This window comes from Arthrobacter sp. AD-310 (assembly GCF_054656615.1).
On record NZ_BAAHNO010000042.1, the window covers coordinates 43,545 to 56,422 of the forward strand.

At 69.2% G+C, this 12,878-nt stretch carries 8 protein-coding genes; all 8 read right to left on the reverse strand.

All coding sequences use genetic code 11. From position 1 onward, the window contains the following. Window positions 1-93 precede the first annotated feature (93 nt). A complete protein-coding gene (locus ACYQ1Z_RS19430; RefSeq protein WP_459794188.1) occupies window positions 94-903 on the reverse strand; it encodes an inositol monophosphatase family protein in 810 nt (269 codons plus the stop codon). Continuing rightward, on the reverse strand, window positions 900-3,239 hold the full coding sequence (ligA, locus tag ACYQ1Z_RS19435; protein ID WP_459794189.1) for an NAD-dependent DNA ligase LigA: 2,340 nt from the start codon (window positions 3,237-3,239) through the stop codon (window positions 900-902). The genes ACYQ1Z_RS19430 and ligA overlap by 4 nt, the downstream gene beginning before the upstream one ends. A 38-nt stretch (window positions 3,240-3,277) precedes the next feature. After that, the gene (locus ACYQ1Z_RS19440) at window positions 3,278-3,892 is read right to left on the reverse strand and encodes a hypothetical protein (protein ID WP_459794190.1); all 615 of its coding nucleotides are present in this window, start codon (window positions 3,890-3,892) and stop codon (window positions 3,278-3,280) included. Between the two features lie 101 nt (window positions 3,893-3,993). Next, window positions 3,994-4,590: a hypothetical protein gene (locus tag ACYQ1Z_RS19445; RefSeq protein ID WP_459794191.1), complete on the reverse strand. Its 597-nt coding sequence runs from the start codon at window positions 4,588-4,590 to the stop codon at window positions 3,994-3,996. A gap of 131 nt (window positions 4,591-4,721) precedes the next feature. Further along, complete coding sequence (locus tag ACYQ1Z_RS19450) at window positions 4,722-9,167, reverse strand: FtsK/SpoIIIE domain-containing protein (protein ID WP_459794192.1); 4,446 nt, start codon at window positions 9,165-9,167, stop codon at window positions 4,722-4,724. Next, a complete protein-coding gene (locus ACYQ1Z_RS19455; RefSeq protein ID WP_459794193.1) occupies window positions 9,164-9,868 on the reverse strand; it encodes a hypothetical protein in 705 nt (234 codons plus the stop codon). Before ACYQ1Z_RS19455 ends, ACYQ1Z_RS19450 begins: the two co-directional genes overlap by 4 nt. Before the next feature lie 49 nt (window positions 9,869-9,917). Then, on the reverse strand, window positions 9,918-11,666 hold the full coding sequence (locus tag ACYQ1Z_RS19460; RefSeq protein ID WP_459794194.1) for a serine/threonine-protein kinase: 1,749 nt from the start codon (window positions 11,664-11,666) through the stop codon (window positions 9,918-9,920). Continuing rightward, window positions 11,663-12,878 (reverse strand): FHA domain-containing protein (locus ACYQ1Z_RS19465; RefSeq protein ID WP_459794195.1); only part of this gene is annotated, 1,216 nt, incomplete at its 5' end. The genes ACYQ1Z_RS19460 and ACYQ1Z_RS19465, both read right to left, overlap by 4 nt.

Sequence of the window (12,878 nt, forward strand, 5' to 3'; positions counted from 1 at the left end):
TGGTAGTGGCGGCGGCCCGGCGCAGGGCGCGAAAGGGCGCTTTCCGTGACAGAACTATCAGTACGGGCAGGCCTTTCCGTTGCCGGGCGCCGCCTACAGCGGAAACTTCCCGGACAGCTCGAGCCCGGCGGCGCAGGTCCACGCGTCCAGCCGGTCCCGGTCGCTCGGCCCGCCCTCCAGCGGGCTGGCCAGCCGGGGCCGCCGCACCCAGCAGCCCGCTTCCTCGGCGATCAGGGCACCGGCGGAGAAGTCGTGCTCGTTGAGCCCGCGTTCACCGTAGGCGTCGTGTGTTCCGTCCGCGACCAGGCACAGGTCCAGTGCCGCGGACCCGAGGCGCCGGACGTCGGCGAAGCCGTCCATGAGCGTGCCGAACGCCGCCGCCTGGTCAGCACGCACGGCGGGGTCGTAACTGAATCCGGTGGCGAGGATCTGTCCCTTGCGGCCCGGGACGGGCCCTTCCAGCCGCGTCACGGTGCCGCCTTCTTCAAGCCACGCTCCTTCGCCCCGGGAGGCGTAGTAAATGCGGCCCAGCGCGGGGGCGTGGACGACGCCGGCCAGCCAGGTGCCGTCCGCGTCGGCGACCGCCACGGAGGTGGCGTAGTAGACGATGTTGCGGATGAAGTTGGTGGTGCCGTCCAGCGGGTCGATAGACCACCGGTACCCGGTGGGCGCGTCCGGCCGGGTGGTCCCGTGCTCCTCGCCGGTGATGCTGTCGTTTGGGCGGGCCGCGGCGATGGCCTCACGGACGGCGTTCTCGGCGGCGACATCAAAGGCGGTGACCCAGTCCCCGGCGGCGCCCTTGTTGCTGGCCTGCAGTGCGTCGCTGTTGCGGGAGGCAAGGACGGAGGCTCCCGCCGCCGCGGCATCCCTGGCAATGGCGAGGAGTTCGTTCGGCGCTGTCATGCTGATTCCTCCGCGGGCAGGGTTGCCTCTTCGGCAGCGTCCGGGCCGGTGTCTTCTTCCTCGGTATCCGGTGCCGCGCCCTCCCCCAGGGCTGCCGGACCGCCGTCGAGCAGTTTGCGGAACCCGTCCTCGTCCAGCACCGGAATGCCGAGTTGTTCGGCCTTGTCCAGTTTCGTGCCGGCACTTTCGCCGGCCACCAGGTAGCTGGTGTTCTTGGAGACCGAGCCGGCTGCCTTGCCGCCGCGGACCAGGATGGCTTCCTTTGCCTCGTCGCGGCTGAAGTTCGGCAGCGAACCGGTGACCACCACCGTCAGCCCTTCAAGGGTGCGTGGCGTTGACTCGTCCAGTTCGTCCTCCATCCGCACCCCGGCGGCCGCCCAGCGGTCGACGATCTCGCGGTGCCAGTCCTCGGCGAACCATTCCTTGAGGGCCGCGGCGATGGTGGGCCCCACGCCGTCCACGTGGGCGAGGTCTTCCTCGGAGGCTGCCCGGATGGCGTCCATGCTGCCGAAAGCCTGTGCCAGGGCACGCGAGGCCCGCGGGCCCACGTGCCTGATGGACAGCGCGACGAGGACACGCCACAGCGGCTGCGCTTTTGCCTTCTCCAGTTCCTTGAACAGCTTGTCCGTGGTGGCGGTGGGCCTGGACGGGGACTTGGCCGTGCCCTTGCTGTAGAAATAGGGCACCAGCTCGTACTCACCCGTGCCGACACCCTTGGAGCGTTTTTCACGCCGGATCCGCACGTCTGCGAGGTCCTCGGGTTTCAGGTCGAACAGCCCTGCCTCGGAGGTGAGCGGCGGCACCTCCGGCTCTGCGGGCTGGGTCAGCGCGATGGCCGCTTCCCAGCCCAGCGCCTCGATGTCGAAGGCGCCACGGCCGGCGAGGTGGAACACACGCTCCCGGAGCTGGGACGGGCAGGATTTCGCGTTGGGGCAGCGGATGTCCACGTCGCCTTCCTTGGCGGGGGCCAGCGGAGTCCCGCAGGAAGGGCACTCGGTGGGCATCACGAAATCCCGGACCGGCGGGTCCTGCTGGTCCCGCAGGGCCAGGACCGGGCCAACGATTTCGGGGATAACGTCACCGGCCTTGCGCAGGACCACGATGTCGCCGATCTTGACGCCCTTGGCCTTGACCACTTCCTGGTTGTGCAGGGTGGCCATCTCGACGGTGGAGCCCGCCACCTTGACCGGCTCCATCATGCCGAAGGGGGTGACGCGTCCGGTGCGGCCCACGTTCACCTGGATGTCCAGCAGCTTGGTGTGCACTTCCTCCGGCGGGTACTTGTAGGCCACCGCCCAGCGGGGAACGCGGGTGGTGTACCCGAGGGCGCGCTGGGTGGCGAAGTTGTCCACTTTGATGACGATGCCATCGATCTCGTGGAGCAGTTTATGCCGCTGGTCGCCGTACCTGGCGATGAAACCAAGGACGTCCTCACGCCGTTCCAGCACCTCGAAGTAGGGACTGACCGGCAGGCCCCAGTCCTTGAGCAGAGCGTAGGTTTCGGACTGGCTGCCCGCATCCAGTCCTTCGCGGGCGCCGATGCCATGGACGAACATGCTCAACGGCCGCTTGGCCGTTTCGGCGGGGTCCTTTTGCCGCAGGGAGCCGGCGGCGGCGTTGCGGGGGTTGGCGAGCGGGGCTTTTCCGGCCTCGATCAGGGCCTCGTTGAACTCCGCGAAGGCCTTGGACGGAATGAACACCTCGCCGCGGATTTCCACCTCTGCCGGAAAGTTGCTTCCGTGCAGCTGTTGGGGGATTTCCTTGATGGTAAGGACGTTGTGGGTGATGTCTTCACCGGTAAAGCCGTCACCGCGGGTGGCGGCACGGACCAGCCTGCCGTCCCGGTACAGCAGGTTGACGGCGAGGCCGTCGATCTTGAGTTCGGTGAGCCAGGCTGTCTTGCCGGCGCCGTTGCCCAACTTTTCGATGCTCGCCTCGGCCCGGTTCAGCCAGGCTTCGAGTTCCCCGATGGAGAAGACGTCCTCAAGGCTGTACATGCGCTGCAGGTGTTCCACCGCCGCGAACGCCGCAGAAACTTCGCCGCCCACTTCCTGGGTGGGTGAATCGTTGGACACCAGTTCCGGGTGCAGGGCCTCGATTTCCTCGAGCCGGCGGAAGAGGTCATCGAATTCCGCGTCGGAGACGAGGGGTGCGTCCTCCTGGTAGTACGCGAAACGGTACTTCCGGACGAGGTCCGCCAGGTTCTCGTATTCCTCGCGGACCGATTCTGCGGGGACTGTTTCAGAAGGGGCTGTTTCGGAACGGGCGCTGTCCGTCCCGTCGGGGCCGGCGGTCCGGGTGGCTGTCTGTTCTGCGGGGCCTGGTCCTGTACTCACAGACCTATCTTGCCTTACCGGTACGACACCCGGCGGTGTCAGTGGGTGCGCAGGCGGTTCCTGCCCCACCAGATGAAGGCGCCACCGCCTGCTCCCACCAGGAGCGTGCCTGCGGCGATGGGCAGCAGTTCCGGACCGCCGGTGCCTGCTCCGGACCCCGCCGTGATGGCTGCCGCCTCCGTTGCCCTGGCGGAGCGGGTAACAGGCGTGTTCCAGTCAGGCACAGCGGCGGAGCTGTTCGGGGGTGCGGGGCTGGTGCCGGGGGCGGTGGCTTCGGCAGGCGCCCCACCGGGCGCGGCCCCGTCGGCCGGGTCCGGCGTGGACGGCACGGTGCCCGGTACGGCAGCGGCCGGGGACGCACCCGGCGCCTGGGGTCCGGCGGGCGCTTCTGCCGCGGGTGGCGGGGCCGGGGTTCCGGTCGTTGTCTGCCGGGGCTGTTCGGGGTCTGCGGGTTCCGGCCTGCCATCGAGGATGGGCAGGCAGACCAGGCCGCAGTCGTCGGCCGGGGCTTGCGCACCCGGCGTCGCGGCAGGTGTCGTTGCGGCGGAATCCGCGGCTGCCAGCCTGCCCGGAAAGAAACTGACCGCCATGGCAAGGGCTGCTGCGGCTGCGGCGATCGACACAACACGGAGGGCCGGTGAAGACGGGGTCATTACTGCCTTTCAATGCGCGCAGTCCCCCGCCGCGGCGTTTTCTGGTGTCCCCCGGAAGTCTTCTACAGCCCGGCCCCGGGCCGCAAATCCCCGGCTCGACGTCAGTGTGCGCGGAGGCGGTTCCTGCCCCACCACGCGAAGGTTCCTCCGCCGACGCCCACCAGGAGGAGGCCGGTTGCGATGGCGGGCAGGTCGGGTCCGAGTGGACCGTCGCCCTGGCGGGACACGGAGGCAGCCTGGGTGGCTTTGGACGACCGGGTGACCGGGACATTCCAGTTGGATGTTGACGACGGCGAACCGGTCGCCGGGGTCGTGGCGCCCGGGCCGGGGGTTTCCTCCGCCGTGGTTTCTGTGGCAGCAGGTTCTTCGGGCACGTCCGCGGCCGGCATGTCAACGGTCCGGGCAGGGGCTTCAGGGGCCGGGACGGACGGCGCCGTCGGCTGGGGCGCGGCAGGCTGGTCCGGCTGCGGATCGTCCTCGGGCCTGGTGGTTTTGCCCGGCCGCGGATCGTCGGGACTGGTGGCGGTCGGCTCCTGCGTACAGCCTTCCGAGCAGCCCGGCGCGGTGGTGGCGGTGCCCGTGGGCTCAGGTGACTCGGCGTAGGCCGGACCGCCTGCTGGAAGGCTCAGGGAGAGCGCGAGCACGGCCGCGGATGCCGTTGCCGAGACCGCGCGGAGTACCGGGGAGGACGGGGTCATGGATACCTTTCGGTGCGCGCAGTCCCCCCTCTGCGGCTTTCTGGTCTCCGAGAAGTCTTCTACAACACGCCGCCGGGCCGCAAATCCACGGGACACCACCTGGATTTGCGGCCCGGCGGTTATGGCGCTTCCTACCCGCGGTTTTCCGGGGGCAACGCCACCTGGATTTTGCGGGCTTTGCCGCGGCCCACCAGGTACCCCCGGCCGGGGATGAACTCGGGGCTGACCCGGCCCAGGGAGGTGTTCAGCAGGCTGTCGCCTTCGATGTCGCCGGGGTTGAGCAGCAGGCCCCGCCGGCCGGACTTGAATGGCTGGGCGAGCTGCCAGGCAGAAGACCAGGTGGAGGTTTCGGATTCGCCGACCACCCACTGGTCTGCCTTAATTGATGCGGTAATGAGCCGGGCCAAACCGGATTCGGCCAGGGTGTCCGTGAACTCCGTGAGGCCTTCGATGAAGATCGCAACCTTGCCCGGGTTGGCGGTGGAGTGCTCCATCAGGTCCTCCGCGACCCCTGCCAGGTCATCAGGACCCACCACCGAGCGGTTCCAGAGCGGCAGCGAGGCGACAGCGGAGCGTCGGGATCCCACGTACACAAGCTCGGTGTCGGGGTTGGACCGGCGCAGGGCGCAGGCAAGGGTGACCAACGCCACGGTCCGGCCGGCACCGGGCGGCCCGGACAGCAGCAACGGCCCGCGGGCCATCGCCTCGGCGGGCTGCAGGGATTCGTCGTCCACTCCGATGACGGGCAGGTCCGGGCTGCCGGCGGGCAGGACGTCGAGGTCCACCTGCTCGGGAAGCCGTTCGATGCCCGGTGCGGTGTCCAGTCCCTGCCGCAGCATCGCTTCACTGAGCTTGTGGACTTCGCGGGCCTGCAGGGCCAGGTTGGAGTTTCCGCCAAGGACGGCGAGCTGGACCTCCCGGCCGTCCAGCAGGCCGCGGCCCGGCGGTGAGGCGGCGCTCAGGACGTCGCGGGGGACGTCCATGGTGATGTAGTCGTCCTCGGAGGACAGGCGGAGCACCAGCCGGCGCTGGATTGAAGCCAGCAGTGACGGCGGGACGGCGTTGGGCCGGTCCCCCGTGACAACCAGGTGGATGCCCAGTGTGCGGCCGTCGGTGGCAAGCTGCAGGAAGATGTCCCACAGCCCCGACAGCCGGCTGTGTTCGTACGCTTCGCGGAAGGCGGACATGCCGTCCACCAGCACAAAGATGCGCTTCTCGTCCGGCCGGTTGGCGAGCTTGCGGTATTCCACGATGGTGGATGCCCGTACCTCGGCGAAGCGGGCGGAACGCTGCTCGGCGATGTCGCGCAGGAGCCGCAGCAGCCGGCCCACCCGCTCCACGTCGTCGCCGTCGATGACCTCGCCCACGTGCGGAAGTTCTTCAAGCATCCGCAGCCCGGACGAGCCGCAGTCGATGCCATAGACGTGGACGGGCCCGCCGCGCGGTGTCACCGCCGCGGCGATGGCGATGCCGCGGAGGGCGGCGGACTTTCCGGATCCGCCCGTCCCGTAGATCGCCATGTTGCCGTCCTTGTCCGGCTCGTAGAACACGGTGGGCTGGTCCTGGCGTGCGGGGTCGTCGGCCACGCCCAGCAGCAGTTGCTCATCCGTGCGCGGGTTGGGCAGCTTGGAGAAGTCGTAGGTCTTGGCCAGTTCGTCCAGCCACGGCTTGCGCGGCGGAGAGATTGCCAGGGTGTCGGCTGCCCGGACGATGTTCGCGGTCATGCGGGCGATGTCGTTGGGTCCGGCCGGTTCCTGGTCCACAGGTTTTTCCGGTGCCGGTGCTTCCCAGCTGGGCCCGGACCCGAAGGCCATCTCGACGATGTCGATCCGGGGGCGCTGCGGCTTGTCCGTGGTCCAGCCGCCGGCGTAGCCGGTCTGGAAGCCCTGGATCCGGCCCGGACCGGTCTTCGCGGCGCCGCGGCCGGGAATGCCGGGATCGAAATAGGCGGCGTCGGGGACACCCAGGATGTCCGTGGCGTCATCCTCGTCGGCCATGCGCAGCGCAACCCGCAGGTTGGTGTTGGCGCGCAGGTTGTCCTTGATCACGCCGGCCGGGCGCTGGGTGGCCAGGATGAGGTGCAGCCCCAGTGAGCGTCCGCGCGCGGCAACATCCACCACGCCGTCCACGAACTCGGGGACGTCATTTGCCAGGGCCGCGAATTCGTCCACGATGATGATGAGGTAGGGAGGGGCGTCGGGATCGGCCTCCCGCTGCAGCGCCAGGAGGTCCTTGGCCTTCTTCCGGTTCAGCAGCTGTTCGCGGTGGTGGAGTTCGGCCCGGAGCGAGGTCAGGGCACGGCGCACCAGGTGCGGCGAGAGGTCGGTGACCAGCCCCACCGTATGCGGGAGGTTGATGCAGTCCGCGAACGCGGCACCGCCTTTGTAGTCCACGAACAGGAAGCTGACGCGGTCCGGGCTGTAGGCGGCCGCCATGCCCATCACCCAGGACTGCAGGAATTCGGACTTGCCGGCGCCGGTGGTGCCGCCCACCAGGGCGTGCGGGCCCTCGTTCTTCAGGTCCAGGTACAGCGGCTCGATGCCCTTGGAACCCACCAGGGCGCGGAGCGTGCCGTTGTCCTTGCGGTTGGGCACCGCGGAAGCGTGGACGGAGTTGTTCTCGGTCCAGCGTTCGGCCACGGCCTGGGGATTGTCCAGGAAGTCCTTGCCGATCAGGGTGGCGTAGGACACGGCGCGCGGCAGGTCGGAGTCGTCGTTCAAGGGTTTGCCCACATCAACCACGGGGGCGAGCAAGCGCGCCAGCTGCCCGGCCAGTTCCGCGTCCACGCTTTCGCAGCTGACGGGGTAGGTATGCAGTCCCAGGCGCACCTGGCCTGTCGTGGTGCCGTGGTCGCCGTCGACCACCATGAAGTCGCGGCAGGCGGCCGGGAGGGCCTGGATGTCCGTGGCCACCCACAGGACGTGCACGCCGGAGTCCGGTCCGCGTTCGGCGAGGCGGGTGAGGCGGCCCCGGTCCACCGGGGCGTCGTCCTCGACGATCACCAGGACGGACGGCAGAACGGGGCCTGCCACCTCGTGCTTCGCCGGATCGACCTCCGGCCGCAGCTCAGGGCCGGAGCGGCGGGCGGCGGCTTCACGGGCGTCGAGCAGGTCCTCGAGCCGGGCCAGGAGCGAAGAGCCGCCGGCGGAGCCCGCCGCCAGGTGGTCGCCGGAAAGGGGGCTGTGGCCGGAGCCGACATGGGGCAGCCACTGCAGCCAGTCCCAGCGTTCCCGCGACTGGGCAGAGGTAACGGCGGTGAGGACCACTTCGGCGGGCGAGTGGAGCCCCACAAGCTGCAGCACCATGCCGCGGGCAACGTCGTCCACCAGTCCCCGCGCGCCGGCGATGCCCAGCGACCCCGACGTGCGGAACTGGGAGACAACGGGCACGCCCTCGATGTTGCGGAACTGCTTGAGGCTGTCCTGGATCTCGCGGGTGTACTGGACTTCGGTGTCGTTGCTGGACGGTTCCTCCAGCTGGAGGCGCGACGGCATGGTTCCCAGCCCGAACCTCAGCCCGAGGAAGAACTTGTGTTCCGGGCGGTGGGTCCAGAGCAGCGGCCCCAGCTTATAGATGGCGTCCACGGTGTCACTGACTGAAGGCGCCTCCTGCAGCCGGACGGCCCGTTCCACCTGCTGCAGCTCGGTCACGTCCTGGCGGAAGGCCGCCATGGAGGCCCGAAAATGCTTAAGGCCTTCCTTCTGCTGGCGGCGGGTGCGCATCCTCTGGTCCACGTAGTGGCCGACGATGAACAGCGGCATCAGCATCATGAACACCATGGACAGGGCGTTCCGTGTGATGGCGAAAATGATGGCGCCCATCAGCAGCGGTGTGACCAGCATGATGTAGGGGAACGGCTGGTCGTCGGGGCGCTTGGGCCCGGACGGGGCCACGCGCTTTGGCTCCTCGAAGCGCGGCACCACCCGCGGTGAACGGTTGAAGTCCACCAGGGGCGACGACGGCGCTGCCGCATGGTGGTGCCCCAGCTGAACCACCGTGATGGTGGTGTCGCCCAGGGTGATGGTGTCCGAGGAGTTCAGGGTGGCACGGGTGACGGGAAGCCCGTCCATCAGGAGCCCGTTCGCCGAGTTGGTGTCAACGATTTCCACGCCCTCCCCCACCGTGATGCGGGCGTGGCGCTTGGACGTCAGCGGGTCGGTGAGCCTGATGTCGACGTCCCGGTCGCGGCCAATGTAGCTGGTACCGGCCGGCAGCGAAAATTCGCGCCCGACGTCGGGTCCTGACAGGACGCGGAGGGTGGCGGCCGCGGGTCCGCGGCTGCTGCCGGGCAGGTGGAACTCGTCACTCACCTGCGCCAGGGACACCACCGAGCCGGGGCGGAGCCCGGATTCAAGCAGGTTGTCCGAACGGGTGAGGACGTTTCCGCTGATGCCGGCCCCCACAAAGGCCTCGTCAATGCGGAGGGAAAGATTGTCCGGGACCGGGACGCCCTTGCGGCCGGGGTCGGCGGCCCACAGTTCTGCGGCGATATCGGCCACCGTGGCCAGGCCGTCCACCGTTACGGCCAGGTCCTTGGCCTCGGCGGGCTCGCGGCGGAGGGTCAGTCGGATCCTCATCCTTCGTCCACACCCCGCATCTTTTCCAGGAGGTAGAGATCCTCAGGGGTCACCAGGTGGGACGTGACGGCGTGTTCCACCAGCCGGGCGCGGCGGTTGGTGGCTAGCTTGCCGCCACCGCCGCGCAGCCCCACCACGCCAACCCGGTCCAGCTTGTCGCACACGTTGTCCAGCTTCCGGTTGAACCGGGTCAGGGCCCAGCCCAGTGTCTTGGCCGCCGCGGCCGAGGAGGGGATGGCGCTGAAGCCCGTGCCTTCGCGCCGGAGCATCGGTTCGGCGAGCGCCACGATGAGTGCTTTCTGCGAGTCGGTAAACACCACCGGACCGATGGTGGTGTCACCGGTGCTGCCGCCCTCGCGTGCCTCCTGCCGGAAGGACGGCGTCTTCAGGTGCACGGCGAACTCATATGTTGTGGGCCCGGCCGTGAAGATGATGTTGGTGTGGCTGAACACCAGCGGGATCCGGGCTCCCGGTGCGAGCCACGCCTGCATGCCGCCGGAGCCGTCGGCCACGGTGGCGGAGAGCATGCTGCCCACGTTGCTGAGCCACCAGATGCCGTCGTAGCGGGCCACCTGCAGGAACTGGCGGTGCAGGTAAGGGTTGTCGTCAACTTCCAGGTCGCCCTCGCGGCCGATGTTGAAGACGTCCTCGTCCGAGGGCTCGTACCATTCGCCGCAGAAATCTATTGCTAGATCCCCCATGTTCTGTGCCTCCTCGTTGGGCAATGTGTGTGCGTCATCAGTCGGTCGGCTACCCGTCCAGGCAGGCGACGGCGTCCGGGCCTTCAGGGGAGGCGCTGCCGTCGGCCCGGACCAGGATCACTTCCAGGCAGATGGGAGGTTCCCCGAAACCGGAGACAAAGGCCGCCTCCACGCTTGTGGTCTCGTAGGGCCCGTCCGCCCTGGCCGATTTGGAGCGGTACTTGTAGGTGTCGCCGTCCTTGGGCTGGGGGTTGGTCCACGAGAAGACGATGATGTTCGGGTCTTCGGGCTTTCGTGACGCCGTGAGGCCTTCAACGTTGGGAACAACGCCGTTATCCAGTGCATCGGCCGGGGGTTTGCCGGCCTGCAGGGTTTCTGCCGCCCGGGGCGTCTCCGGCGCGGCGTTGGCCACGACCAGCCCCACGACCGCGGCGAGCACCAGCAGGGTACCGCCGGAGATGGCCAGCCAGAGGTTGCGTTTGCCGTGATCGGCGCCGCTGCCGGCCGGTTCGACGGCTGCATCCCCGGCGGGTTCCCCTCCGGGGGCAGGCCGGTGGATCGTGGTGTCGGCTGCGTACCCGTCGTTCGGCGCACCGGCATTTGCGGGGGCGGTGGCGGCGGCGCCGCGCAGGACGGTTGCCTGCGCCCAGTCCTGCGGGCCGCCGTCGTGCGTTGCCTGCCCGCTGCCGGACGCGGCGGGCGGGGGGAAGCGCGACGGCGGGGCTGTGGACCCCGGGGCTGTGGATCCCGGAACTGTGGATCCCGGGGCTGGCGAGTACGGAGTTGGGGAGTCCGGGGCTGCCTGCGGGCGGGTGCGGGCGGGGAAGGTGGGGCCGCTGCCCGTCCGCTCGGGATCGATGGCGGCGATGCTGCGGACGCGGGTCTCCTCAACCCCTTCGTCCGGGTGGCTGTCCTCCTGGTGCGGCTCCTCCAGCACCTCGAACGGTGTGACCGAGAGGTTGAGTTCCGCCTGGATGCGTTGGAGGGCCAGGGCAAATGCGTGCGCGGAGGAGTACCGGGACTGCGGGGACTTCGCCATCGCCGTGGACAGCGCCAGTTCAAGGGATTCCGGCACGTCGGCGCGGCCGAGCCGGGGCACCGGCAGGTTGCTGATCCGGTTGATCAGCTCGCGCTGGGAATTGTCCGCGCCCGGCATAACAAACGGTGAACGGCCGGCCAGGAGCGTGTAGAGCGTGGCGCCCAGCGCCCAAACGTCCACCAGGACGCCGTCCACGCTGCCGTCCCGGAACTGTTCGGGCGGGGACCACGGAATGGACATACCCGAGTCGTCCTCCGAGTCACCGGCGAGCGTACCGGCGATGCCAAAGTCGGTGAGCGCCGGTCGGTTGTAGTCGGTGACCAGGATGTTTGCGGGCTTGATGTCGCGGTGGGCAATGCCGGCCCGGTGGGCTGTTTCGACGGCGGAGGCCACCTGGATGCCGACGGCCAGGACCTCGTCCACGCTGAAGCGCTGGCGCCGGTACCGGACGTCCAGGCTGGGCCGGGAGCAGTACTCCATGGCGAGGTAGGAGTGCCCGTCGTCGGTGACTTCCGCTTCGAAAATGGTGACTATGTAGGGGTGCGAGGACAGCTGCGCCATCAGGTTGGCTTCGGATTCGAAGCGGCGCCTGGCACCCTCGGTCTTGAGGTCCGAGACGAGGACCTTCACTGCGACCTTCCGGCGGGGGCGGTCCTGCTCGTACAGGTAGACATCGGAGAATCCTCCGGACCCGAGCAGGCTGATATACGTGAACCCCGGGATCCGGGGCGGCGGCGCTACAGGCCGTTTGGAACTCAAGGAATCTCCTCAAAACGCAGCGAGATGTTGTCTCCCAGCTCGGCGATGTCGCCGTCCAGCAGGATGGCCATCTCATTTTGGGCGAGCCGGCGCGGGGGCTGTCCCTCACGCACCAGGACGGTGCCGTTGGTGGCCTTCAGGTCGCAGAGCATCACATGCCAGCCCTCCAGCCGGACCTCCACATGGGACCGCGAAATGTCGCCGCCCGGGCTTGCCACCTGGACCAGGCGCGGCATCACGCCGCCCTGCACGCGGGACACCGACGGCTGCCGGCCGATCACAAGCGACTGGTCAAGGTCCAGCAGCTCCCCCGTGGACAGGCGCATCCTGCCCAGCCGGGGGCGGGCCACCTGCACGGCATCCTGCAGGAGGGCGCCGCCGCAGGCCGCACAGGTGGTACGGGTCGGCGGATTTGGATGGCCCTGCGCGCAGACCCGGGCCAGCACCTGCGGACCGCCGGTGGCAGCAGTGCTGCCGCCGGCGCTCGCGCCCGCCGTTGCGGTGGCGGGAGCGTTCGCGTTTGCGGCGAGGCTGCTCTTCATGACCGTTTGGCCGTCGTGGTCGCCGTCGAAACCGGCGGGACCCTGCACTTGGAAGGGACCTTGCCCTTGCGCGGGACCCGGCACTTGGGCGGCGCCGGCAGGAGAAGGCAGCGGCATGGATGCCGGAACGTTCGACGGCGGCGATCCCACCGGCGTGCCGGGGGTTCCGGATGCCAGGGGTGCCGGAGCGGGTGCCTTCGGGCTGTTGTCCCCGCCGGTCCGCCACGGGACCGAGTCGATCAGGACCCCCGCGGGCGGCGGGACAGGCAACTCCGGTGCCGCCGAGGCGTCGGGTGTTTCCTGCACTGGACTTTCAGGGCCGGAACTTTCGGGGGCCGGACGTTCATGGGCAGGATTTTGGAGTGGGGAGTCCAGCGCGGGAGCCGGCTCTTCCGCCGATGCAGGCACCGCGACGACGGGGGCCTGCTTCAATAAGGGGGCAGGGGCGGAGGCGTCCCCGCCTTCCCCGGGCTCTTCCCGCACTGCGGCGTCTTCAATGTTGCGCATCACGGTGCGCTCCCAGAGGTGGTCATAGGAGCTGGTGAGGTCGGTGGCCGGGATTGACGCGGCAAGTCCGGCGTCGGCAGGATCAGGATCTCCGGGACCGGCAGCCAGCGGCTCCGGGGCCGCAGGGGCATCCCGCCCGGCATGGCCGGCGGCGGGGCCGGCG